The sequence below is a fragment of the Mesorhizobium sp. RCAM 05104 genome (genome assembly GCF_059683645.1).
In genome coordinates, this window is record NZ_CM185033.1 from 4,593,308 (window position 1) to 4,614,132 (window position 20,825).

Consider the following 20,825-nt stretch of genomic DNA (forward strand, 5'->3'; position numbering starts at 1 on the left):
ACCGCTCCAACTCTTTGTTTTGACGCAATTCCCAAGGGAAAGCGCTGTGCGCTTTTCCCGGGAAAACCGTTTCACACTTTTCCTGGAATTGCTTTAGCGCGTCGGAACGGGCTGTTCGCCGCGATAGTCGTAGAAACCACGCCCGGTCTTGCGGCCGAGCCAGCCGGCCTCGACATATTTGACCAGCAGCGGGCAGGGGCGGTATTTCGAATCCGACAGGCCGTCATGCAGCACCTGCATGATCGACAGGCAGGTGTCGAGGCCGATGAAATCGGCGAGCTGCAGCGGCCCCATCGGATGGTTGGCGCCGAGCCGCATGGCAGTGTCGATGGCGTCGACCGAGCCGACGCCCTCGTAGAGCGTGTAGATCGCCTCGTTGATCATCGGCAGCAGGATGCGGTTGACGATGAAGGCCGGAAAATCCTCCGAAACGGTGATCGTCTTGTCGAGCTGCTTCACATAGGTCTTTGCCGCCTCGAAGGTCTGGTCCTCGGTGGCAATGCCGCGCACCAGCTCGACCAGCTTCATCAGAGGCACCGGATTCATGAAATGGATGCCGATGAAACGCTCCGGCCGGTCGGTCTGCGCGGCGAGCCGCGTGATCGAGATCGACGAGGTGTTCGTCGCCAGGATGGCTTCGGGATTGAGCAGCGGACAGAGCTGCGCGTAGATCTTGCGCTTGACCGTCTCATCTTCGGTCGCCGCCTCGATCACGAGATCGGCGCCGGCAAGGTCGGCCATGGCCGGTGCTGCCGAAATGCGCGCCATCGCGTCGTTGCGCACCTTCTCGTCAAGCTTGCCGGACCCGACCTGACGGGCCATGTTGCCGCTGATGGTGGCGATGCCCTTCTCGATACGGTCGGGCGATATGTCGTAGATCAGCACCTTGTAGCCCGAAAGCGCGGAGACATGGGCGATGCCGCCGCCCATCTGGCCCGCGCCGATGATGCCGATCGTCTCGATCTTGCTCATTACACCGATCCCGTCAAAAGGCCTTTGCAGCCTGCTTTTTGTGCGGTGCAAACTAAAAGGGCGGGGCGACTTCGTCTACCCCACCCCTCACAATTTAATACGGTTTGGCAGAAAGCGTCAAAGCGCCTTTTGCAGTTCCGGCAGGATGACGAAGAGGTCGCCTACAAGGCCGTAGTCGGCGACCTGGAAGATCGGTGCCTCCTCGTCCTTGTTGATGGCGACGATGACCTTGGAATCCTTCATGCCGGCAAGGTGCTGGATGGCGCCGGAGATGCCGACCGCGATGTAGAGATCGGGCGCCACCACCTTGCCGGTCTGGCCGACCTGCCAGTCGTTCGGCGCATAGCCGGCATCGACCGCTGCGCGGGAAGCACCAACGGCGGCCCCGAGCTTGTCGGCGACCGGCAGGATGACCTCCTGGAACTTCTCCGAGGAGCCGAGCGCGCGGCCGCCCGAGATGATGATCTTGGCCGAGGTCAGTTCCGGACGGTCGGTCTCCGAGAGCCTGTTCTCGACGAAGGTCGACAGGCCCGGATTGGCCGCCGCCTTGATCGTCTCGACCGCCGCCGAGCCACCCTCGGGAGCCGCCTGGAAGGAGGCCGTGCGGACAGTGATGACCTTCTTGGCGTCGGTCGACTGCACCGTCTGGATGGCGTTGCCGGCATAGATCGGCCGCTTGAAGGTGTCGGGCGACACCACTTCGATGATCTCGGACACCTGCGCGACATCGAGGAGCGCGGCCACGCGCGGCGCGACATTCTTGCCCGACGAGGTCGCCGGCGCGATGATCGTGTCATAGGCGCCGGCCAGCGACACAACGAGCGCGGCCATCGGTTCGGCGAGACGCTCGGTGAGTTCGTCGGCGTCGGCGAGCAGCACCTTGCTTACGCCCTTGAGCTTGGCGGCGGCATCCGCTGCCGGCTTGGCGCCCTTGCCGGCAACCAGCACATGCACGTCCGAACCGATCTGCAGGGCCGCAGAAAGCGCCTTGGCGGTCTGCTCGGAAAGGGTGGCGTTGTCGTGTTCCGCGATGAGGAGAATTGCCATTTTATCTGTTCCTTTCCCGATCGCTTACAAAACGCCGGCTTCGTTCTTGAGCTTGTCGACCAGTTCGGCGACGCTCTTGACCTTGACGCCCGCCTTGCGGCCGCTTGGCTCCTCGGTCTTGATGACCTTCAGCCGCGGCTTGACGTCGGCGCCGTAGTCGGCCGGGGTCTTTTCGTCGAGCTGCTTCTTCTTGGCCTTCATGATGTTGGGCAAAGAGGCATAGCGCGGCTGATTGAGGCGAAGGTCGGCGGTGACGATTGCCGGCATCTTCAACTCCACTGTCTGCAGGCCGCCGTCGACTTCGCGCGTCACCTTGGCCTTGTCGCCGTCGATCACCACCTTGGAAGCGAAGGTGCCTTGCGCCCAGCCGAGCAAAGCCGCCAGCATCTGGCCGGTCTGGTTGGAATCGTCGTCGATCGCCTGCTTGCCGAGGATGACGAGGCCAGGCTGTTCGGCGTCGACGACGCCCTTCAGCACCTTGGCGACGCCGAGCGGCTCGGTCTGCTCATCGGTCTTGACCAGGATGGCGCGGTCCGCGCCCATGGCGAGCGCGGTGCGCAGGGTTTCCTGCGCCTGCTGCGGGCCGATCGAGACGACGATGATCTCCTCGGCCTTGCCGGCTTCCTTCAGCCGGATCGCTTCCTCGACCGCGATCTCGTCGAACGGGTTCATCGCCATCTTGACATTGGCGAGTTCCACCGCCGAACCGTCAGCCTTCACGCGAACCTTCACATTCGCATCCACAACCCGCTTCACGGGCACAAGGATCTTCATTTGCCTGTCACCTCTTCACGATAGTTGGGCGCGCTATAACAGCCTGCGCCCCTTCTGAGTTGTCGAAAGCCGACATTCCGGATGGAAATTCTGGTCTTTGACCGCCTTGGGCTCAGACGGAGACGTTTCCGTAGTTGCGGCAACCCTGCACGTCAATACGCCGCAAGCCGGTCAAATCGGTTCAGTCGGGACTGGAAGTGTTTCCTCGCCCCCAGCGCGGCGGCGCGGCGGGCGGCTCGGGCGTCACCGGAGCGGAAACCGGAGACTGCTCGGGACGGGCAACGGCGCCATCCTCGTCAGCGGGCGCAAACAGCGGCACGCCGCGGCTGCGCAGGACAAGCACCAGCACGGCTCCGGCGATGATGCCGCCGATATGGCAGGCCCAGGAAATCTGGTCCTCGCCCCCGGCGACGAACATCACCACCTGGAAAAGCACCCACAGGACGAGCGGGATGAAGGCTGGAATGCGCAGCGGGATGCGGGCAAAGGCCAGCACCCATACCTTCACGCGAGGATAAAGGATCAGATAGGCGACGACCACGCCGGCAATGGCACCCGACGCACCGATCAGCGGCACCTGCGAGTCCCATCCGACGAGCCCCTGGAAGGCAGCTCCGGCGATGGCGCACAAGACATAGAAGATGAGGTAGCGGAAATGGCCGAGCGCGTCCTCGACATTGTCGCCGAACACCCACAGGAACAGCATATTGCCGCCCAGGTGGAAGATGTCGGCATGCAGGAAGGAATAGGTGAGATAGCTCAGGCTCTCGGGGATGACGACAAAGCGGGGGTCGAGTTCGGCGGTGTCATGAACGACCGACGGGATGAAGCCGAGGCCGAGCACCGCCGCATTGGTGAAGTTCTCGCCGCCGAGCGATGTGATGAGATAGACCACGGCGTTGACCACGATCAGGCCGATCGTCACATATTGCAGCCTGATATGCCGCAGCCTGTTGGTGTCGTAAAGCGGGATGAACATCGATCCCCGGCCCCTTCCGCTTTCGGACAGTTCAGCGGTTCTTGCCGGGAACCCATAGCACGTCGGCATTTCCGTTGTCATTGACCGCACGGGCGGCGACAAACAGGAAATCCGAGACACGGTTGATGTATTTCAGCGCGTCGCGGTTGACGTGCTCGCGCGGGTCCTGGGCCAGGGCCACGATCAGCCGTTCGGCCCGTCGCGCCACGGTGCGGGCCAGATGCAAGGCGGCGGCCGCCGGCGAGCCGCCGTTCAGCACGAAGGATCTGAGCGGCTGAAGGTCCTTGTTGAGCAGGTCGATATCCTTTTCGATCCGGTCGGTCTGCGCGGCGATGATGCGCAGCGGTTCATAGCCGAGCGGCTTGCCGTCGTCGGGCACGGCGAGATCGGCGCCGAGATCGAAGAGATCGTTCTGGATGCGGGAAAGCATGGCGTCGATCGCCTGATAGGTCTGCGCGGTGTGGACGCGGGCCATGCCGATACAGGCATTGGCCTCGTCGACCGTGCCATAGGCGTCAACCCGCAGATCGGATTTCAGCCGCCGTTCGCCGGTTCCGAGACCCGTGGTGCCATCGTCGCCGGTGCGGGTGTAGATCTTGTTGAGCTTGACCACGTCGCCTCCTGGACGGCCGGTTTCCTCACTTGCGGGTGAAATACACCGCCAGCAGAATCAGCGCCAGCGCCATGGCCTGCAGGAGAACGCGCGCCTGCATCAGCTTGTTCGAGGTGACGCCGGAACCGCCACGCATCATGTTGATGAGACCGCGAATGAGCACGATCACCACGGCGACCATGACCAGAATGGCGAGGATGTTGAAGGTGGTGGCCATTGTTGCGTTCCCAGTTCCCTTGCGTCAGGCGCGTTTGGCGAGCAGGCGGTAGAGCATCGATGCCGGCAGGATGCGCTTGAGCACGACGCCGATTCTGGCCGGCACTGTTACCACATAGTGCGGACGCGGGCGCCGCGACAGAAGTGCATGGCGCAGGGCTTTGTGAACCACTTCCGGCCCGGGCTTCAGCCGTGATCGGCTGCCGCCGGCCCTCAGCCGTTGCAGCTGCGCCTGGTAGTCCGCACGATGCACGGAATTCTCGTGGTCGATGTTCTTCAAGAACCACACCAGGCCGTTGCTGGCGATCTTCGATGTCACCGGCCCCGGTTCGATCAGCGAGACATGGACGCCGCTGCCGGCCAGTTCCTGGCGTTGGCAAAGCATCAAGGCCTCCAGCGCGTGTTTCGACGCCGAATAGGCGCCGCGAAAGCGCACCGGCGTCAGGCCGAGGATCGACGAACAATGGACGATGCGGCCATGACCCTGACGGCGCATCACCGGCACCAGGCGGCGGGTCAGGTCATGCCAACCGAAGAAATTCGCCTCGAACTGCTGCTTGAGCGCCGCAACGGCCAAGTCCTCGACGGCGCCGGGCTGAGCGTAGGCGCCGTTGTTGAACAGGGCATCGAGCTTGCCGCCCGTGCGCTCCAGAACCGACGCAACCAGCGCCTCAATGGATGCGGCTTCGCTGTAGTCGAGATAGAAGGCCTCGATGCCGTCAGCCTCGAGCGCGGCGATATCCTCAGGCTTGCGCGCCGTCGCGAACACCCGCCAGCCTTCGATCTTCAACGCACGCGCGCAGAAGGCGCCTATTCCCGAGGATGCGCCGGTGACGATGATCGAGCGCAATTCTCGCGCCTGACTGCTCGTGGTTTCGCCAAGGGTTGCCATTTGCCGCAATCCCTTCCCATATTCCCGGCGTGGAGACAATTGGAGGGACGCGGTTCTCAATGCGGAAGATCGTAGCCCTCAAGCGCGTTCTCTATGACGCGCTCGGCCATTTCAACACCGATGACGGCTGGGCGATGGCCAGCCATCTGGCGATCACCTCGTTGATGGCGCTGTTCCCGTTCCTGATCTTTGCCACGACGCTCGCCAGCTTCCTTGGCGCGCAGGCGTTCTCCGACACGGCGGTGCACCTGGTCTTCGACACATGGCCCGAGCAGATCGCCAAGCCGATCGCGCGTGAAGTGCTCAATGTGCTGACCGTCAGGCGCACCGACCTTTTGACCTATGGCGTGCTGCTGGCCGCCTACTTTGCCTCGAATGGCATCGAGGCGCTGCGCACCTCGCTCAACCGCGCCTATCGCGTCTCGGAAACACGTGGCATCATCTATCGCCGGGTGCAGAGCATCGTCTTCGTGCTGATCGCGACGGCCGGGTTCCTGGCCATCAGCGTGCTTCTGGTGTTCGCGCCGCTGCTGGCGCGGCTCGCCGAAGCCCATATCGAAGGTATCAAGCCCTATATGGGCACGATCACGCTATGGCGTTACGTCATCGCCTCGGTGGTCATTGTCGGCGGGCTGTTTGCCGTGCATTTCTGGCTCCCGGCGGGCAAGCGCCGCTTCGTGTCGATCGTACCCGGCATCATCTTCACCTTGGCGGCATGGCTTGTCGGCTCGACCGTCTTCGCTTCCTACCTCGATCATTTCTCGTCCTATGTGACGACCTATGCCGGCCTTGCCTCGATCATGATCGCGGTGGTTTTCCTCTATATGATCTCGGCGATCTTCATCCTCGGCGGCGAGCTCAATGCCGCGATCAGCCGCTACCTGGAGGCGCGCGCCCGAGTCGGCTGACCCTGTGCCTTGGTCTGTCGAGCTGTTGCCAGGCCAACCCCGAAGGTCGTGATCGCCATGCCGACAATCTGCAGCGCATTGAGCTGCTCGTCGAACAGGGCCCAGGCGATGATGGCCGTCACCGCCGGCACCAGGTAGAACAGCGAGGCGACCTTCGACATCTCGCCGTCGCGGATCATCACCATCAACAGGAAGATGGCGCCGAGCGACAGCACCAGCACCAGCCAGGCCATGGCGAAGATCAATTCGCCGTTGATGACCACGGTGCGTGTTTCAAAAGCGAGCGAGGCCAGTATCATCAGCGAGGCGCCGCCGACATACTGCCACATGGTCGCCGCGACGAGGTCGCCGCCGGAGGCGAAGCGCTTCTGCCAGATGGTGCCGGCGCTCATGCCGAGCACTGAGACCAGCGAGGCGGTGAGCGTGGCCGCCGTCACGCCGCCGCCTAGCGCACCAAGCTTTGGCCACAGCACGATGACGATGCCGACGAGGCCGATACCCAGGCCAAGCCAGTGGCGCGGCAGGATCGCCTCGCCGAGAAACTTGCCGGCAAGAACGGCCGTGATCAGCGGCTGCAAGCCGACGATCAGGGCCGAGAACCCGGCCGGCATGCCCCTGTGGATGGCCCAGAAGACGGCGCCGAGATAGACGCCATGCATGAGGATGCCGGCGCCGGTGGCATGCAGCGCTTCCTTGCGCGTGGCTCGCTTCGAGCCCAGCACGGGCATCAGGACAGCCAGCAGGATGGCAGCTATGACGAAACGCGCGGCGAGGAAGGTGAACGGCTCCGCCCATGGCATGGCGTAGCGCGCGCCGATGAAGCCGGTTGCCCACAGGACAACGAAGGTGGCGGGGATGAACCGCTTGATGCTGTGCATTTTCCGGAGACCGCCGCGCTGGTGAGAATTGACCTGGCGATGCTCTAATGCGGTTCAACCCGGCGCGCAAAACGAAACGATTGATCCATGCATCACCGGAATTCAACGGGCGGCGAATTAGACGCGTGGTTTGTTCGAACCGCGCAGGGATCAAAGCCCGACCATCCGCCTGACGTCCTCCGGGGACGCGCCGGCATCGCGCAAGGCGGCAAGGCCCGTGTCCTTCAGGCTCTTCGACAGCTTTCGTCCGTCCGGTCCGAGGATGAGACGATGGTGGAAATAGGCCGGCCGCGGCAGTTCCAGGATTTCCTGAAGCAGGCGCTGCACGCCGGTGGCGGAAAACAGGTCCTGTCCGCGCACGACATGGCTGACGCCTTGCAGCGCATCGTCCATGACGACCGCGAGGTGGTAGCTGGTCGGGATATCGCGGCGCGCCACGATCACGTCGCCCCAGTCCTGCGGACGGGCTTCGACGGAGCGCGTCGCGGAAAGCGTCTCATCAACGAATTCGGCCCATGCGAGGTCGTGGCCCGCACGCGCCATGGCGGTGCCGACATCAAGCCGCCAGGCGAAGGGCGCGTTCTCGGCGATCCGCCGCTTGCGTTCCTTGACCGGCATCGCCTTGTCGGCCGGGGGATAGAGTGGCACGCCGTCGGGATCGCGCGGCCAGTCGCGCCCACGCTGTTCGCTATCGGTGATGAAAGCGCGGATCTCGGCACGGCTCATGAAGGCGGGGTAGACGAGTTCCTCCCGGATCAACCGGTCAAGCGTCGCCCCATACTCGGCGAAATGCTCGGACTGGCGGCGCGCCGGCTGTTCCCAGACAAGCCCCAGCCACTTCAGATCGGCTAGCATGCCGGCCTCGAATTGCGGCGTGCAGCGCGTCGTGTCGATGTCCTCGATGCGCAGCAGCAGCCGGCCGCCGGCGGCGCGCGCCAATTTTTGATTGAGCAGCGCCGAATAGGCATGGCCGAGATGCAGTTCGCCGTTGGGGCTGGGAGCGAAGCGGAATGTCAGGAGTGTCATCTGTCCGGCGGCAATCATGTTTTGCGGCGCTTCGCCAATTGCTACCTTGTAGAGGATCAAGGAACAAGAATGCATGCAACGCATCGCCACGCTCGACGACATTGCACGGGGGCTCGACGCGCTTTGCGTGATCGACCCGCGGCTGGAAAAGGTGCGTGGCATGGCAGGCGAAGTGCCGCTGCGGCTCTCCGAGCCAGGGTTCAGGAGCCTCGCCTCGATCGTCGTCTCACAGCAAGTGTCCCGCGCCAGCGCCGATGCCATCTTCGGACGGCTGACCAGGCTCGTCGATCCGTTGACGCCGCAGGCGATCCTTGCCGCCGGCGAGGACATGTTTCGCGAGGCCGGCCTGTCGCGGCCGAAGCAGCGTGGTCTGGTCGCCGTTGCCCAGGCCGTGGTCGGCGGCCTCGACCTTCACCACCTCTGTTCGCTCGACGCCCAGGAGGCGATCACGACGATGACGGCGGTGCCCGGCATCGGTCCCTGGACGGCGGAAGTGTATCTTTTGTTCGCCGCCGGCCACCCCGATATCTTCCCCGCGCGCGACGTCGCCTTGCAGAGCGCGGTCGGCCACGCGCTAGGCATCGATCCGCGTCCGCCGGAGAAAACGCTGATCGCATTGGCCGAATCATGGAGCCCGTGGCGAGGTGTCGCATCGCGGCTTTTCTGGTCCTACTACCGCGAAACCAAGGGGCGGGATGCCGCGCCCCCGGCCTGAATCCGCGAAAAAGCATAAAAATCATACATTTTTGGCGCTTCAGCGACGCGACAATCCGCTTCACATCCCTGTCATGTCGGGCTTACAGTATCCGCGCCGTTCGGTCCTAGAACGAAGGAGGTCAACACGTGACGGTTGCCGTATCTCCGGATGGGCTTCCAGCGCTGGTGCTGAATGCGGATTACCGTCCGCTCAGCTATTACCCCTTGTCGCTCTGGTCGTGGCAGGACGCCATCAAGGCGGTGTTCCTCGACCGGGTGAATATCGTCGCCGAATACGAGCACGCCGTATCCTCGCCGACCTTCTCGATGAAGCTGCCGAGCGTCGTCAGCCTGAAGGCCTATGTGAAGCCGTCCAGGCATCCAGCCTTCACCCGCTTCAATGTCTTCCTGCGCGACCGCTTCCAGTGCCAATATTGCGGCACGCCGGAGGATCTGACCTTCGATCACGTCATCCCCCGCCATCGTGGCGGCGCGACGACGTGGGAGAATGTCGTCGCCGCCTGTTCGCCATGCAATCTCAGGAAGGGCGGCATGATGCCGGCGCACGCCAAGATGTGGCCGCTGCAGAAGCCCTACCAGCCGACGGTGCACGACCTGCACAACAACGGCCGCCTGTTCCCACCCAACCATCTGCATGAGAGCTGGATGGATTATCTCTATTGGGATGTCGAACTGGAACCCTGAGATCGTCCGAGAATTCGGGAGGCTGGCCGTCTGGAGCGATTGTCTGCGCTTCCGATGCTCACGGACCAAATGTCCGCTCCGCTTCGGTTCTCGACAATCACCCCAGACGACTCAGCCTGCCGAATTCTTGAACGATCTCGGATCGGCTCAGTTCTGGTGAGTTAGTCGCGGGTGAGGGCGCCGCGGAAGGCGACGGCGGCGAGGACAAGGCTGGCGATCGCGTTCCAGCCGGCCAGCGACAGGCCGAGGATGCGCAGCGCCGCCTTGTCGCAGGAGGGCGGCACGAATTTGTCGAGCGCGTCGAGCACGCCCTTGCCGCCGGTATCGACCGGCCCTGCGCCCGCGGTGCAATCGGTCGGGCCTGCCCACCACGCCCATTCGACGCCGGAATGGTAGACGCCGAGATAGAGGCCGTAGAGCATCAGCAGGCCGCCGATGGCCAGCAGGCCGCGCGTCACCCATGCGGGCGCTTGCAGCGTTGATGCAAGCACCGCCAGTACCATCAACGGCACGCCGACATAGTAGGGTGTGCGCTGCTCGAGGCAGAGGTGGCAGGGGATGTATCCGCCGAGATATTGGAAGCCCAGCGCCGAGCCGACCGTGGCGGCCATGGCGACTGCGAGAAACAAGGCGGTCCGCGTTCGCTGGCGTCCGGTGTCGGCATTCATGGTCGCTGTCATGGGTCTTTCGTCCGTTGCGTTCGCCGCCCGCTCAGTCTCGTTTCAATCCATGTGTCCCAAAGCCGCCGGGCACTTTTTGGGCGACATGGACTAGAGGGCGTATTTGACCAGGATATAGAGCAAAATCAGGGCAGCCGCCGCGGCACCCGCGATCAGGCCAAGGCGCTTTTCGATGAACTCGCGGATCGGCTCGCCGTAACGGCGCAACAGCCAGGCCAGCAGCAGAAAGCGGGCGCCGCGCGCCACGATCGCCAGCACGATGAACAGCGCCAGATTGACGCCGATGACGCCGGACAGGATGGTCACCACCTTGATCGGCGGCAAATGGGCAGCGCCAGAAGTGATCAGCATCAGGATGATGAAGCCGACGCCTGACGAGGTGCGCAACTGTTCGAATTCGTCATATTTGCCATAGAATTCGAGGATGGGCCTCGCCACCGCGTCATAGGCGTAGTGGCCGATGAACCAGCCGGCGATGCCGCCCAGCACCGAGGCGACGGTGGCGATCAGCGCGTAACGATAGGCGCGATCCGGCCGCGACAGCGCCATCGGCAAGAACAGCACGTCGGCCGGCACCAGAAACACCGAGCTTTCGACGAAAGCGATGAAGGCCAGCCACCATTCGGCGGATTTCCTGGCCGCCAGCGACAAGGTCCAGTCGTAAAGTCCGCGAAGCATCGGCACTCCTAATGCGTGTCGCCCAAAAGTGCGCAGCGGTTTCGGGACAAGACAAGGAACCCAAAGCACGCCATCCGTCCTTTCAGACACGCCGCGCCTTGATGCGCCGCCTGTCTAGAAAGATTTTCCGCGCTGCACAATGGCAGGGCCATCACGAAATCGAAAGGCGCAGTTTGGTCGCATCCGGGGCACCTGAGAATTGGCCTGTTGACGAACAGGCCTCCGACCGTATAGTCCGCGCCCATCCAGGCCGCCCGGCCTGAGCCCCTATGGCGGAATTGGTAGACGCGCTCGACTCAAAATCGAGTTCCGCAAGGAGTGCTGGTTCGATCCCGGCTAGGGGCACCATTTCATTTTATCGAGCCGTCGGCGCTCAGCGCATGTTGCCGGTATGGCCCTGCGAATATCTGCCGGGCTGAGGCCAGACCGTCAGGCCGTGAGGCTCAAGGCCGACCCGGATTTTCGTCACGGCGCCCGAGGTCGTGTCGATCATGTAGACTTCGCTGTCAAAGCGGCCGGACAGCCACAATTGCTTGCCGTCGGCGCTGACGTTGCCCATGTCGGAGCTGCCGCCGCGAGGTATGGGCCATTGCGCGACAACCGAGCGGGTGGCGAAATCGATGACGGTGACGCTGCCCGGCCCCTTCGAACGGCCTTGCTCCATCTTGTGCGAGCCGCGGTTCGAAACGGAGAGCTTTGTCCCGTCACGGCTGACGACAAAACCGTGCGTTCCGATACCGGTGGCGATGAAGCCGATCTCGGAAAAGGTGTCTGCGTCGATCAGGAACACGCCGTCGTTCATCATGTCGGCGACATGGAAGACCTTGCCGCGTCCATTCAGCCGCGGAAGGTCGAGGTCATGGTCTACCGCCGTTTCAACAAGCTCTTCATCCGGTTGCGCAACAGGCGGGCCATGTTGCGGGTCTCGCGGTAGAGATGCAGTTGCGAGGCGGCCTGGCGGGTGAGCCGGTCGGCATCGGGCGTCAGTCCTATCACCAGCGTGCCCATCGGCTTGCGCTCGGTCCACAGCCGGCTCATCACCGGATGGTCGGGCACGGCGCAGGAATCGGTCATCATGATGTTGGGATCGTCGAGATGCTGCTTCGTCACCTCGATCATCAGCAGCGTGCCCGGCGAATAGGCCGACAGCGTCTCGTCATAGGCCGTCTTCCAGGTGTAAGCGACGCCAGCTTCGACGAAGACGATCAGGCAAGCGATGGTGCGGCCGTCGAGCGTCAGCGAATGGATGCGGCACATGTCCTGCTCGGCCAGCCGGTGCACGGCTTCGCGGGCAAAGGCAGCACGGTAGCGGTCGATCGCCATGGCGGTGCGTTCGCGACCTTTCCAGCCGGCCGCTTCCAGCGTCAAGAAGCTTTCGATGGCATGGCGGATGTCTTCGGGCCCGCGCGCCACGATATGGTCAAGCTTGCCGAGGTCGCCAAGGCGCCGCTTCAGGCGGCGGAACTCGCGATAGTGGTGCGAGCGCAGCGAGACCTTCAGATACTCGTCGCCGTCGAGCGCGCTCTCCAGCACGGGGCGCTGGGTCTCACCGGTGGTGACCAGCATCAGGCCGCGCGTCTCGGCCACGGTGGCCAGCAGGCTCGCCACCTGGCCGTCGAGCCTGATGTCGGGCAGGACGAACACTTTCGGCAGCTTGAGGTGCGGGCGTGACAGCATCGCGAAGAAATCCTCGACGACGCCGACCGGGTCGTCGCGGTCGACCAATGGCGTGCCGAGCGGGCCGAACGGGCTCGACCATGTGCGCATGACCGGGACACCGAGCGGCGTCACCGGCCGCTCAACCGAGAGCGGCACCAGCAGGCGCAGCCTGTTGCGGTATTCGTCGCCGTCGCGGATGACCGCCAGCCGCACCTCGCGATCCTCCAGCCGGGGCATGGCGGGCGCCAGGAAGCGCGGATTGAAGAAAACGTTCGGCTCGATCGTGCGGGCGCACAGATAGTCGAGTTCCTCGACCAGGTCGAAGCCGGCCGATGCTGGGTAGATGGCCAGCTTGCGCTCGGGCCGGTTGTTGGCGAGGATTTCGATATGGGCGGGATCGGCGTCGCGGGTCAGCCCGGCAAGGCCGGACACCATCGCGCCGGCCGTGCCGCCGCTGGTTTCCTCGAGCAACGGGACGGCGGCCATCACGCGGCTCCTTTCGCGGGCACGAAGATGAGCATGACGATGCCCAGCTTGCGCCAGACCGTGAAGGACAGCGCGCTGGCCTCGAAGATCATGGCAAAGGCGGTGGCCATCGCCGCGCCCCACAGGCCGAAAAGCGGAATCAGCACCACGTTGAGAGCGATGTTGAAGGCCAGCGTCATGGCATAGACGGCGGCGCAGATGTTCTGGTTGCCGCTCATCGTCAGCAGGCTTTCGCAAGGGCCGACGGCGGCCCGCGCCACGACGCCGAAGACGAGCAGGAACAGCAGCGGATAGCCGCTGGTGAATTCGGGGCCGAACAGCACCAGCATCGGCTCGCCCAGCGCCAGCACCAGCATCGCCATCAACAGCGACGGCCAGAATGTCCACGACACCGTCTCGCGGGCGAAGGCGGCAAGTTTCTCCGGCTCGCCATGGGTGAACTGCGCATAGCGCTGGGCAACGCCGGCCTTGACGGCGAAATAGACGAAATGCACCAGCGCCAGCGTCTTGACGGTGGCGAAATAGATGGCGACGTCGTTGGGATCCATATAGGCGCCGACCATCAGCACGTCGGCATTGGTGAGCAGGAAGAAGAAGCTCTCGACCAGGAAGATCGGCAGCGAGACGACGAACCATTCGGCGAAATGCACCTTCATCGGTCCCGCCGGTATCCGCTTTTCCAGCCGATGGGTGACGCCGATGAGTTGACCGAGCGTGGTGACGTAGGTGGCGGCGATCGAAGCGAATATCGCCGTCCTGGCATCGGGGGCGTAACCCGCCAGCAGCATCAGCGCCATGAACAGCAGGATCAGCACCGGCCGCACCAGATAGGTCGGCGACAGGGCAAACAACGCCCAGCTATTCGCCCTGGCCTGGCCTTGCAACAGATCCGAGAGCGCGATCATCGGCAGGCAAATGACGCCGAGGATGAACGGTATCACATAGTAGTTCTCGATCCACGGCGAAGCCAGCCAGACGCCGAGCGCGCCGAGCCCGGCGATGATGGTGGAGGCGATCAGCACGAACAGGCGGCTGGCCAGCACGATGCCGCGCAGTTCGTCCATCAAGCCGCGCTCGCGGTATTCGGGGATGAAACGAATGACCGAGGTATGGAAGCCGAGGCAGGCGAGGTTGCCGACGATGACCATCGTCACCCAGACGAGGACGAAGATGCCGTACTCGAACGAGCCGATCCAGCGCGCCATCAGCACCTGGCTGACGAAGGCGATGACGGCGCTGATGATGCGGATGGAGAAGGCGATGACCGACATGCGGCCGGCCTCGCCGCGCTCGTCGGCGGTGAACAGCACGGCATCGATGCGGTCAAGCAACGGCCCGATGCGCAGCGCCAAACGCTGCGGCAGGAACCGCCCGGCTGTCGTGGCCGCGGAAAAGCGCACCCCGATTACTCTCCGTTTTCCGCCTCTTTTTCAGGCGTTGGTGTAGCGGAGACACCTTAAGAAACGGTTGGGTGGGTTCTCCCTTCGCCCCGTTCACGGGGAGAAGGGAAGAAGCGCCTTACGCGAACGCGCCGTGGCAGTGCTTGTACTTCTTGCCTGACCCGCACGGGCAGGCTTCGTTACGGCCGACCTTGCCCCAGGTCGCAGGGTTGTTCGGGTCGCGGTCCTCGGGAGCAACGATGGCGGCCGCATCCGGGCGGACCAGAAGGGCGGTCTCGCCGCCTTCAAAATCGTTCTCGCCGGTGGTGCCGTCGATATGCGTGCCGAACATGTCGGGTGCCTCCGGCGGCGGCGCCTCGGCGGCCTGGCGGACCAGCTCGACGCGCATCAGCTGCGCGGTGACGGCCTGGCGCAGATTGCCGAGCATCGCCTGGAAGAGCTCGAACGCCTCGCCCTTGTATTCCTGCAGCGGATCGCGCTGGGCGTAGCCGCGGAAGCCGACGACCGAACGCAGATGGTCGAGATTGACGATGTGCTCGCGCCACAGATGATCGAGTGTCTGCAGCACCACCGAACGCTCGACATAGGTCATCACCTCGGGGCCGAAACGATCGGCGCGTTCCTTGGCGGCGGCGTCGGCGGCCTGGGTGATGCGCTCGCGGATGTCGTCCTCGGCGATGCCCTCTTCCTTGGCCCACTCGTCGACCGGCAGGTCGAGGTTGAGGAATTCGGCGACCTCGGCCTTCAGGCCCGCGACATCCCACTGCTCGGCATAGGCGTTTTCGGGAATGGCCTTGGCGACGATCTCGTCGATGACCCCCTCGCGCATCTCGGCGATGATCTCGGGCAGGCCCTCGCCGTCCATCAGCTCGATGCGCTGCTCGAACACCACCTTGCGCTGGTCGTTGGAGACGTCGTCATATTTCAACAGGTTCTTGCGGATGTCGAAGTTGCGCGCCTCGACCTTCTTCTGCGCCTTTTCCAGCGCCTTGTTGATCCACGGATGGATGATCGCCTCGTCTTCCTTGAGGCCGAGCTTCTGCAGCATGCCGTCCATGCGCTCGGACCCGAAGATGCGCATCAAATCGTCCTGCAGAGACAGGAAGAATTTCGAGCGGCCGGGATCGCCCTGGCGGCCGGAGCGGCCGCGCAGCTGGTTGTCGATGCGGCGCGATTCGTGGCGTTCGGTGGCGAGCACATAGAGGCCGCCGGCGGCCAGCGCCTTTTCCTTCAGCCTGGCGACGTCGTCACGGATCGCCTTTTCCATGGCCTCGCGCTCGGGCCCTTCAGGCATGTCGCCCAGCTCGTCGGCGATGCGCATGTCGGCATTGCCGCCGAGCTGGATGTCGGTGCCGCGGCCGGCCATGTTGGTGGCGATGGTGATGGCGCCCGGCTTGCCGGCCTGGGCGACGATCGCCGCCTCGCGCTCGTGGTGGCGGGCGTTCAGCACCTCGAAATCCTTGAAGCCTTCCTTGCGCAGGCGCTCGGCCAGCTGCTCGGACTTCTCGATCGAGGTCGTGCCGACCAGCGTCGGCTGGCCCTTGGCGCTGGCTTCGCGGATCTCCTTGACGATCGCCTTGTATTTTTCCTCGACCGTCCGGTAGACCTCGTCGTCCTCGTCCTTGCGGATGACCGGCAGGTTGGTCGGGATCTCGGTGACGTCGAGATTGTAGATGTTGCCGAATTCCTCGGCCTCGGTCAGCGCCGTGCCGGTCATGCCGGCGAGCTTCTTGTAGAGGCGGAAATAGTTCTGGAAGGTGACGGAGGCCAGCGTCTGGTTCTCCGGCTGGATCGTCACGTGCTCCTTGGCCTCGAGCGCCTGGTGGAGGCCTTCCGAATAGCGGCGGCCGGGCATCATGCGGCCGGTGAACTCGTCGATGATGACGATCTCGTCGTTGCGGACGATGTAATCCTTGTCCTTCTGGAACAGGCGGTGCGCCTTGAGCGCATTGTTGACATGGTGGACGATGGCGACGTTCTCGACGTCGTAGAGCGACTCGCCCTTCAGCAGGCCGGCGTCGCGCAGCAGGTTCTCCAGCTTCTCGGTGCCTTCCTCGGTGAAGATCGAGGTCTTCTGCTTTTCGTCGATCTCGTAGTCCTGCGGCTGCAGCTGGATGATGAAGGTGTCGATGGTGTTGTACATTTCCGAGCGGTCCTCGAGCGGACCGGAAATGATCAGCGGCGTGCGCGCCTCGTCGACCAGGATTGAATCGACCTCGTCGACGATCGCGTAATTGTGGCCGCGCTGCACCATCTGGGCGCGCTCGTACTTCATGTTGTCGCGCAGATAGTCGAAGCCGAGCTCGTTGTTGGTGGCGTAGGTGACGTCGGCGGCGTAAGCGACGCGACGTTCCTCGTCGGACAGGCCATGGACGATGACACCGACCGAGAGGCCGAGGAACTTGTAGACGCGGCCCATCCATTCGGAGTCGCGGGTGGCGAGATAGTCGTTGACGGTGACGACATGGACGCCGTTGCCGGCGAGCGCGTTGAGATAGACCGGCAGCGTCGCGACCAGGGTCTTGCCCTCGCCGGTGCGCATCTCGGCAATGCCGCCATTGTGCAGCACCATGCCGCCGATCAGCTGGACATCGAAGGGGCGCATGCCGAGCACACGGCGCGCCGCCTCGCGGGCGGTCGCAAAGGCAGGCACCAGCAGGTCATCGAGCGTGGCGCCATTGGCGATGTCCTGGCGGAATTTCGCGGTGCGGCCGACCAACTCCTCGTCGGAGAGCGCCCGCATCTCGTTTTCCATGGCGTTGATCGCCTCGACACGGGGCCGGGTCGATTTGACCCGACGGTCGTTGGAGGAACCGAAAACCTTACGGGCGAGACCGCCGAGACTGACCATCCAATGGTCCTTTCGATAGAATTCTCAATCTTGAGACGGGCGCCGGCCGGCCCCATCAATTCCACGTGAACGCACCGCCTGAATACGGGCAAACACAAAAAGCGCCCGGAAAACGGTTCTGGACGCAAAGTCGTTGGACAGATAAGAGGGGGCTCAACTGATGTCAACGCCGCGCTGGCCCTGCCGGTCGCGCCAAATTCCGCCACAATCTGGCTGATCTGGAAGCCACCCCGCTCTTTACAATCCCTTACCGGAGTTATCTTCATGTCCTTGTTGTTCCGCCGCGCGTCGCTCGCCAGCCTTGGCTTGGCATTCGGCCTGTCGGCTCTTTCGCTGTCGCCGCTGAGGGCGCAGGAAGCCGCTCCCGCCCCGGCCGATGCCGCAGCACCTGCCCCGGCGGATGCGGCAGCACCTGCCGCGAAACCTGTCGACCCGAACGCCGTCGTCGCCACGATCAACGGCCAGCCCTTGACCGAGGCCGACCTCGTGCTCGCCGAAGGCGAGCTGTCGCAGCAATTCGCGCAGCTGCCGGCCGAGCAGCGCCGCGCCGCCGCGCTTTCGGCGGCCATCGAAATCCGCGTCATGGCCGCCCAGGCGGTCACCACAGGCCTCGACAAGGATCCCGACTTCCAGCGCCGCATGGCCTTCCTGCAGCAGCGCGCGCTGCATGGCGAGATGGTCGAGAAGGGCGTCGTCGACAAGGTCACCGACGCCGAGGTGCGCGCCCGCTACGACCAGGAAATCGCCAACACGCCACCGGTCAACGAGGTGCATGCCCGTCACATCCTCGTGAAGACGAAGGAAGAGGCCGAGGCCATCATCAAGCAGCTCGACGGCGGCGCCGATTTCCAGAAGCTCGCCAACGAACACACCAGCGACCCGAGCGGCAAGACCAGCGGCGGCGATCTCGGCTGGTTCGGACCTGGCCAGATGGTGCCGGAGTTCGACAAGGCAGCTTTTGCGCTCGAGGTTGGCAAGTACACCGAGCAGCCGGTGCAGTCGCAGTTCGGCTGGCATGTCATCAAGCTCGAAGACAAGCGCACCAAGCAGCCGCCGGCCTTCGACGAGGTCAAGGACCAGGCCAAGCAGGCGGTCATCCGCGACAAGTATTTCGCGCTGGTCAAGTCGCTGCGCGGCGGCGCCAAGGTCGAGATTCCGGACGCCAACCTGAAGAAGGCGGTCGATACGCTGGAAAGCGCCAAGTAAGCCTGGAATAATTTTTGGAAGGGGCGCGGCAGCCAAGGGTTGCCGCGCCCTTTTTTGTCGACCCGGTGCCAGTCGTGTATTATTTGCCGGACGCGGCTATGCCTCGCATCACGTAGTGGACCGCCTTGCGCATCGTCGCTTCGTCCTCGTCGAGACGATTGGTCAACAGATGCGTCCAGGCGAACGACGCGATCAGGTCGGCGACCAGCGCGGAATCGACATTGTCGGCAATTTCGCCCCTGGCCTTGGCACGCTCCACCATCTGGCCGGTATGAGCCCGGCGGCCCCTGGCATAGTCGGCAAGGGCCGCGGCCGCGATTTCGTCCGACTGCGCCTCGGCGATCAGCGACCTGAACACGCTGCCCGACGATGTCTCGCGCCAGTGCGAGAACAGGTTCTTCAGGAAGCCGACGAGATCCTCCTCCAGCCTTCCGGTATCGGGAATGTCGACGCGCTTCTGCCGCTGGTAGACTTCGAGCAGCAGTGCCGCCTTGCTCGGCCACCAGCGGTAGATGGTGGGTTTGCCGGCGCGGGCCCGCCGCGCCACGGCCTCGATCGAGAAACCGGCGTAGCCAGCCTCGACCAGCACCGCTTCGGCTGCATCGAGAATGGCGCCGGCGCTGTCGGGGTTGCGCCGTGCACCGATCGATTTGCGCGCCGGATCGACGTCTTCGGCCATTCCTGTCGTCCTCGCCAACAATTTCGTCGGCAATCATAGGTGAGCTTGCGACGAAACGAAACGGCCCGTTTTCAGGACTGTTTCCACAAGCAGGCGATCAGCACAGTGGATTGCCACCGGGGAGGTCGCCAATGATGGCGGGGCGGCCCACCCCGCCGCCGACGGCCGGTGTTCAATTCATCGCTTCCGATGTCTCCGAGACGATGCGCCAGCCGTCGTCTGCCTTGACCAGCCCAAGCGTGACGCGCGCCTTGCCGGTCAGCCGTACCGCTGACTTGTCCTTCGGCACATAGTCATAGCGCATGGCAAAGGCGGCCTTGGTGCGATCCTCGCCAAGCGGGGTGACCTCCAGGCTGCCGGGCTCAAGGCCGAGCGACCAGGAGGCCCATTGCGCAAACCAGTCGGTCTTGACCTTGGCGATGGCATCGGCGTCGTAGCGCGTGCCGAAAATGGTGGCCGACGGGGCATAGAGCCGCTTGACGGTCTCGGCCATCGCCCTGGTATCTGGCACCAGGTAGTCCTGGCGCAGGAATTTTTCGATCGATCCCTTGTCGTCGCCGACGGACCGTTCCAGCGCCGCCACCTGCGTGGCCGGCGCCGGTGTGGCCGCCGGCTTGGCTGGCAGTGCCGGCTCGCCGCCGGGCACAAACTCGAAACGCTCGAGCAGCGAGCCCTGTTCCCAGGGGCGCTGGGCCTCGCGCGTCTGCGAGACCACGTCGCGGCGCACCGCGATCATCATGTCGTTGATGCTCTGGCCCGGCTCGGCGATGTGCCGGAGCAGGGCGGCGGCGAAGGGCGAGTTGCGGCCGCTTCCGTCCATGGCGACGGCGCCAGGCGCGGTGGAGAAGGCAATGAACGAGCCGCGCGTCGAATCGAATTGCGCGAGCCCGGCCAGCGCCGTCGCCGAGCGGGTTGTGGCGTTGCGGCTCAGGCCGCGGGCAAACGGATTGTTGCGGCAGGCATCGAGGAACACCAGGCTGACCTTGGTCTGCTGTTCCATGATGTCGAGGACTTCGTCGATCGGCACGGCCTCGAGCTGCAGCTTCACCGGCATGTCGAGCCTGGCGTCGACCGGCACGATGTAATTGCGCCCCTCGACCTGCAGGCCATGGCCGGCATAGTAGAAAAGCCCGACGCCCGCGCCTTCAAGCGCATCGGAAAACGCACCGATGCTGCGTTCGAGCTCGCGCTTGCCGAGATCGTTGCCTTCGATGACCTCGAAGCCGATGGAGCGCAGCTTGTCGGCGATATCGAGCGCATCGTTGACCGGATTGGCCAGCGTCCCGGCTTCGGCATAAGTGCCGTTGCCGATGACGAGCGCCACGCGGCGCTGCGGCTCAGCGTCGGCGCTCAGCAGCAAAAGTCCCAGAAATGCCCAAGCGAGGATCGCAAGCCTGCCCATGGGGCAGGATCATAATGCCATGGCCCCCGGCAACGCCAACAGATTTGAAATGCAAGCTTAATCCCGGGCGAGCTCTGC

At 64.0% G+C, this 20,825-nt stretch carries 21 protein-coding genes and 1 tRNA gene; 5 read left to right on the forward strand and 17 right to left on the reverse strand.

Features of this window, described 5'->3' with window-relative positions:
* Positions 1-93 precede the first annotated feature (93 nt).
* From AC56QP_RS22530 to AC56QP_RS22560, 7 genes are all read right to left on the reverse strand, one after another.
* Positions 94-972: a 3-hydroxybutyryl-CoA dehydrogenase gene (locus AC56QP_RS22530; RefSeq protein WP_489857989.1), complete on the reverse strand. Its 879-nt coding sequence runs from the start codon at positions 970-972 to the stop codon at positions 94-96.
* A gap of 117 nt (positions 973-1,089) precedes the next feature.
* Positions 1,090-2,019 carry an electron transfer flavoprotein subunit alpha/FixB family protein gene (locus AC56QP_RS22535; RefSeq protein WP_489857988.1) on the reverse strand — a complete coding sequence of 310 codons (930 nt, stop codon included), beginning with the start codon at positions 2,017-2,019 and terminating at the stop codon, positions 1,090-1,092.
* A 24-nt stretch (positions 2,020-2,043) separates the two neighbouring features.
* Positions 2,044-2,793, reverse strand: coding sequence for an electron transfer flavoprotein subunit beta/FixA family protein (locus AC56QP_RS22540; protein ID WP_477318204.1), 750 nt, complete (start codon positions 2,791-2,793; stop codon positions 2,044-2,046).
* Between the two features lie 181 nt (positions 2,794-2,974).
* Entirely contained in the window at positions 2,975-3,772 is a 798-nt protein-coding gene (locus AC56QP_RS22545) for a rhomboid family intramembrane serine protease (RefSeq protein ID WP_489857987.1), read from the reverse strand.
* 31 nt (positions 3,773-3,803) lie between these two features.
* Positions 3,804-4,385, reverse strand: a complete 582-nt coding sequence (locus AC56QP_RS22550) for a cob(I)yrinic acid a,c-diamide adenosyltransferase (protein WP_489857986.1) — start codon at positions 4,383-4,385, stop codon at positions 3,804-3,806.
* 25 nt (positions 4,386-4,410) lie between these two features.
* Positions 4,411-4,602: a twin transmembrane helix small protein gene (locus tag AC56QP_RS22555; RefSeq protein WP_256751747.1), complete on the reverse strand. Its 192-nt coding sequence runs from the start codon at positions 4,600-4,602 to the stop codon at positions 4,411-4,413.
* Between the two features lie 24 nt (positions 4,603-4,626).
* Positions 4,627-5,493 (reverse strand): SDR family oxidoreductase, encoded by an 867-nt coding sequence (locus tag AC56QP_RS22560; protein ID WP_489857985.1) that lies wholly within the window; start codon positions 5,491-5,493, stop codon positions 4,627-4,629.
* 59 nt (positions 5,494-5,552) lie between these two features.
* Between AC56QP_RS22560 and AC56QP_RS22565 the strand changes: the two genes are divergently transcribed.
* Positions 5,553-6,401, forward strand: a complete 849-nt coding sequence (locus AC56QP_RS22565; protein ID WP_489857984.1) for a YihY/virulence factor BrkB family protein — start codon at positions 5,553-5,555, stop codon at positions 6,399-6,401.
* Here the strand turns inward: AC56QP_RS22565 and AC56QP_RS22570 are convergent.
* Both AC56QP_RS22570 and gluQRS read right to left on the reverse strand, forming a co-directional pair.
* Positions 6,371-7,279, reverse strand: coding sequence for a DMT family transporter (locus AC56QP_RS22570; protein ID WP_489863419.1), 909 nt, complete (start codon positions 7,277-7,279; stop codon positions 6,371-6,373). The genes AC56QP_RS22565 and AC56QP_RS22570 overlap by 31 nt on opposite strands.
* A 150-nt stretch (positions 7,280-7,429) precedes the next feature.
* Positions 7,430-8,305: a tRNA glutamyl-Q(34) synthetase GluQRS gene (gene gluQRS / locus AC56QP_RS22575; RefSeq protein WP_489863541.1), complete on the reverse strand. Its 876-nt coding sequence runs from the start codon at positions 8,303-8,305 to the stop codon at positions 7,430-7,432.
* Positions 8,306-8,378: 73 nt separating this feature from the next.
* Here gluQRS and AC56QP_RS22580 point away from each other — a divergent pair, with 73 nt between their 5' ends.
* Positions 8,379-9,020: a DNA-3-methyladenine glycosylase family protein gene (locus AC56QP_RS22580; protein WP_489863418.1), complete on the forward strand. Its 642-nt coding sequence runs from the start codon at positions 8,379-8,381 to the stop codon at positions 9,018-9,020.
* Between the two features lie 128 nt (positions 9,021-9,148).
* Positions 9,149-9,706, forward strand: a complete 558-nt coding sequence (locus tag AC56QP_RS22585; RefSeq protein WP_008874122.1) for an HNH endonuclease — start codon at positions 9,149-9,151, stop codon at positions 9,704-9,706.
* 161 nt (positions 9,707-9,867) lie between these two features.
* Here the strand turns inward: AC56QP_RS22585 and AC56QP_RS22590 are convergent, their stop codons facing one another.
* Together AC56QP_RS22590 and AC56QP_RS22595 are read right to left on the reverse strand one after the other, a co-directional pair.
* Positions 9,868-10,386, reverse strand: coding sequence for a disulfide bond formation protein B (locus tag AC56QP_RS22590; RefSeq protein ID WP_489863417.1), 519 nt, complete (start codon positions 10,384-10,386; stop codon positions 9,868-9,870).
* Between the two features lie 90 nt (positions 10,387-10,476).
* Positions 10,477-11,064: a YqaA family protein gene (locus AC56QP_RS22595; protein WP_256751741.1), complete on the reverse strand. Its 588-nt coding sequence runs from the start codon at positions 11,062-11,064 to the stop codon at positions 10,477-10,479.
* Positions 11,065-11,327: 263 nt separating this feature from the next.
* Between AC56QP_RS22595 and AC56QP_RS22600 the strand changes: the two genes are divergently transcribed.
* Positions 11,328-11,412: transfer RNA gene (locus AC56QP_RS22600), tRNA-Leu, on the forward strand.
* A 25-nt stretch (positions 11,413-11,437) separates the two neighbouring features.
* On the opposite strand, the gene AC56QP_RS22605 is transcribed toward AC56QP_RS22600, so the two are convergent.
* The 4 genes from AC56QP_RS22605 to secA form a co-directional block, all read right to left on the reverse strand.
* A complete protein-coding gene (locus AC56QP_RS22605; protein WP_489863416.1) occupies positions 11,438-11,869 on the reverse strand; it encodes a YncE family protein in 432 nt (143 codons plus the stop codon).
* A gap of 59 nt (positions 11,870-11,928) precedes the next feature.
* Positions 11,929-13,209 (reverse strand): GNAT family N-acetyltransferase, encoded by a 1,281-nt coding sequence (locus AC56QP_RS22610; RefSeq protein WP_489863415.1) that lies wholly within the window; start codon positions 13,207-13,209, stop codon positions 11,929-11,931.
* Entirely contained in the window at positions 13,209-14,609 is a 1,401-nt protein-coding gene (locus AC56QP_RS22615; protein WP_489863414.1) for a lipopolysaccharide biosynthesis protein, read from the reverse strand. The genes AC56QP_RS22610 and AC56QP_RS22615 overlap by 1 nt, the downstream gene beginning before the upstream one ends.
* A 118-nt stretch (positions 14,610-14,727) precedes the next feature.
* Complete coding sequence (secA, locus tag AC56QP_RS22620; RefSeq protein ID WP_489863413.1) at positions 14,728-17,460, reverse strand: preprotein translocase subunit SecA; 2,733 nt, start codon at positions 17,458-17,460, stop codon at positions 14,728-14,730.
* Between the two features lie 264 nt (positions 17,461-17,724).
* Here secA and AC56QP_RS22625 point away from each other — a divergent pair, with 264 nt between their 5' ends.
* Positions 17,725-18,666, forward strand: coding sequence for a peptidylprolyl isomerase (locus tag AC56QP_RS22625; RefSeq protein ID WP_489863412.1), 942 nt, complete (start codon positions 17,725-17,727; stop codon positions 18,664-18,666).
* Positions 18,667-18,745: 79 nt separating this feature from the next.
* Here the strand turns inward: AC56QP_RS22625 and AC56QP_RS22630 are convergent, their stop codons facing one another.
* Complete coding sequence (locus tag AC56QP_RS22630) at positions 18,746-19,345, reverse strand: TetR/AcrR family transcriptional regulator (RefSeq protein ID WP_489863411.1); 600 nt, start codon at positions 19,343-19,345, stop codon at positions 18,746-18,748.
* 172 nt (positions 19,346-19,517) lie between these two features.
* Positions 19,518-20,747 carry a caspase family protein gene (locus AC56QP_RS22635; protein ID WP_489863410.1) on the reverse strand — a complete coding sequence of 410 codons (1,230 nt, stop codon included), beginning with the start codon at positions 20,745-20,747 and terminating at the stop codon, positions 19,518-19,520.
* Between the last annotated feature and the right edge of the window lie 78 nt (positions 20,748-20,825).